Annotated in this window: 3 protein-coding genes; all 3 read right to left on the minus strand. The window is 71.2% G+C overall.

Annotated elements, in window-relative coordinates; all coding sequences use genetic code 11:
- Positions 1-95: 95 nt before the first annotated feature.
- Positions 96-677 carry an amino acid kinase family protein gene (locus VFL64_RS15625; protein WP_489541301.1) on the minus strand — a complete coding sequence of 194 codons (582 nt, stop codon included), beginning with the start codon at positions 675-677 and terminating at the stop codon, positions 96-98.
- Positions 677-1,765, minus strand: a complete 1,089-nt coding sequence (locus tag VFL64_RS15630) for a hydantoinase/oxoprolinase family protein (RefSeq protein ID WP_489541302.1) — start codon at positions 1,763-1,765, stop codon at positions 677-679. The genes VFL64_RS15625 and VFL64_RS15630 overlap by 1 nt, the downstream gene beginning before the upstream one ends.
- Positions 1,758-2,524 (minus strand): ATP-grasp domain-containing protein (locus VFL64_RS15635; protein ID WP_489541303.1); only part of this gene is annotated, 767 nt, incomplete at its 5' end. The genes VFL64_RS15635 and VFL64_RS15630, both read right to left, overlap by 8 nt.

The following is a 2,524-nucleotide window of genomic DNA, read 5'->3' on the forward strand; positions in this document are numbered from 1 at the left end:
CTCAGGCTGACCCTTCGATACCTCAGGGTGAGCGGAAGGTTTATGTTCGAACGCCACCAGTCCGCTCAGCCTGAGGTATCGAAGGCCCACTCCGCCTACATCCGATAAAGCAGGGCCCGCATCGTCTCCAGCTCATCCTTGTGCAGGATCTCGATCGGGAACGCCGCCCCGTCGGCCAGTGAAGCGAAGCGCTTGTCGACGATGCCGGCTTCGCTCAAGCCCGCCAGCGTCGAGCCAGGCTCGATGTGGCACGACTTCACCACCACCATCCGCTCGGCGTTCAGGCGCCGTGCGAGGTCGAGCGCCAGGCTGTCGGAGGTGACGTCCCAGTTGGTGTGCGCATCGGGCTGCTCGCGCTGCAGCTCGAAGGGCAACCACAGCGCGGTCTGGCCCTTGTGCAGCACGCGCTGGATGTCGCTGCGGCTGCTGGCGAGCTGCAGCGCCGGGTTGATGCCGTTGAGCTGGTAGGCCGTCTGCGCCATCGCCAGCACCGCCATGTTGTGCGCGGCCAGGTCGTGGAACTGCCACTGCAACTGCACGCGCCGCACCTCGTCGGCGAAGCTGCCGCCTCCGCCCACCAGGGTGACGCGCCCGCCGCCCAACTGGGCCAGCAGGTCCAGCCACTGCGGCAGCACCGGGTCGTTGCACAAGCTTCCTCCCAGCTTGACGACCCACATCAGCGCAGCTCCCGGTCGAGCAGCATGGCCACGGCCACGCTGGGGGCGCACACCTGGGCCCAGGCGAGCGTGTCCGGGCGGGCATGGGGCGAGAGGCGAACCAAGTCGCCGCCATAGGCGCGCAGCGCCCGCGTCGCGCCGCCCGCGTGCGCGAGCACGTCGGCCACCAGGAAGTCGCCGCAGCCTGCGCTCACGACGACGGCATCGGCCGACAGCGCATGCAGCGCCATCACGCGCCTCAGCTGCCCGCCGAGTTCGGCCACCTGCGCAGCGCGCCAGGCTTGCGCGAAGGCGAGCCAGTCGGCATCGCTGGCATCGCGCGCATCCATGCCGATCATGCGGGCGAGTCGCTTGCGCGTGGCGGGCAGGTCCTTGGGGGCGTTGTCGGCACTCGGGTAGAGGTCGTGCGCGGGGTTCAGCTCCCCCGTGAGGCGGTAGACGTCGGCCACGGTGGCGAAGTACTCGTTCATCACGTTGAGCGACTGGCCCTGCCAGGGGATCTGGTGCGCCAGCGCGCACAGCGGTGTGCGCACCACGCCCTGGTAGACCAGCTCGCCGCTGGCCAGGCGCTGCACGTCGCTGCGTGCCTGTGTGAGCACGCGGCCGCCACGGAAGGCGATGAGGTCGGTGGTGGTGCTGCCGATGTCGACCAGCACACCCTCGCTTTGCACACCACCCAACTCGCGCGCCGCGTGCTGCGCGGTGGCCAGCCAGTTGGCCGAGGCGATGTGCTCCCACAGCCCGGCCACGCGGTCGCGGTGGCACCAGGCGCTGTCGCCGGCGAAGAACTGCACCGCCGCCGGTGACAGGGCTTCGCACAGCAACGCCGCAATGCGTTGCACGCCCTCTTCGCGGTGCGCGAACAGGTCGACCATCTCGCCCGTCATCGTCACCGCATGTTGCGTCTGCGCTTGCGTGGTGGCCGGCCAGCGTTCGCGGGCCGACTGGAGCGCCTGTTCCAGGTGGCCGGTGCCCTGCCACAGCGGGCACGCCCACTGCGCCACGTCGACCACGCGGCCCTGCTCCAGCAAACAGGCCTTGAGGTGCGCGCCGCCCACGTCCCAGCCGATCACGCGGTGCTCAGCCACGGGCCGGCTCCGCGTCGTGGTCGGCCAGCATCTCTGCCGCGAGGTTGCGGCCCAGCGCGTCCGACAGGCCCACGTAGGCGCAGGTCACCCGCGGGTTCACCTCGATCACCACCGGCCCGCAGCGCGGGTGCCACACCAGGTCGATGCCGACGAAGCCGCGCAGGCCGGGGATGCTGTTGGCCACCTGGCTCACCAGGCCCGACAGCGTGCGTCCGCGGTGGCTGTCGAGCGCGATGGCGTTGACCTCGACCCCTTCGAACGAGAGCGCGCCCTCGCCATCGACCGCGATGCGCTGGCGGTTGACGCTGAGCATCTCCACGCGGTGCCGTGCCTTGCACAGCATCGAGATGCTGAGCGCCTCGCCGTCGACCCAGGGCTCGATGGTCATCGGGCTGCCGGCCTGCGAGCGGTGGTCCCAGTCGGCCATGGCCTCGTCCTGCGAGTGGTGCACGCGGGTGGCGACACCGCCGGCGCCATCGTCCGGCTTGACCACCCAGCGGCTCACTTCGGGCACGTGCGCAAAGGCCAGCGGCGTGGCCACCCCGTGCTCGACCAGGCGCTGCAGCGTGGCGCGCTTGCCCGACGCCACGGCGATGGCGGCCGCGTCGCACCCCAGCCAGCGCGCGGGGCCCACCACCTGCTGCATCTGGGCCAGAAGGCCCCCGGTCTCGGGCGCGTCGATCCAGGCCACGTCGGGCAGGGCGGCCTGCCGTGCCACGAAGTCGAAGGCCGACTCGCCCGGGCGCGGCCGCACCGGCT

The organism is Rhizobacter sp. (genome assembly GCF_035702065.1).
Lineage (GTDB): Bacteria > Pseudomonadota > Gammaproteobacteria > Burkholderiales > Burkholderiaceae_C > Rhizobacter.